A 428-nucleotide genomic window follows, 5' to 3' on the forward strand; every position below is an offset into this window, starting at 1 on the left:
AGACTCATGCGCCTCTTCCAGAATAAGCAGAGACACACTTGAAAGGAAGCGTTTCACCAAGTCCCGACGTTTGAGGTGGTAGCTCTTCTTATCTGGTGTTGCATCGCGTGGTGGTTCTTCAAGGAAACTTGCCAGAGTTTGAACTGTAGCGACGTTGATATGTCGTGATACCTGGAACTCACCCGAGCCAATGACTCCAACCTTTTGGTCTTTTAACCACGGTTCGCCATTTTTGGCGCGGTAGTCGATGGATCTCTGGAAGTTTTCGGCCATTTGAAACATCAGAACAGAGCGGGTTGTTAAAAATAATGTCATTCGACCGATACGTGCAGCTGCTTTGCAGGCAACATTAGATTTCCCGCCACCAGTAGCGATCTGCGCAATCATCATTCCCTCGCGAACTAGTGTTTCCACAGTCTGATCCTGAT

1 protein-coding gene is annotated in these 428 nt (G+C 48.1%); it reads right to left on the bottom strand.

What is annotated here, in order from left to right:
* Positions 1-414 (bottom strand): DEAD/DEAH box helicase family protein (locus LZP73_RS19320; protein ID WP_234236538.1); only part of this gene is annotated, 414 nt, incomplete at its 3' end.
* Positions 415-428: the final 14 nt, after the last annotated feature.

It is taken from the genome of Shewanella sp. AS16, assembly GCF_021412365.1.
Taxonomy (GTDB): Bacteria; Pseudomonadota; Gammaproteobacteria; order Enterobacterales; family Shewanellaceae; genus Shewanella; species Shewanella salipaludis.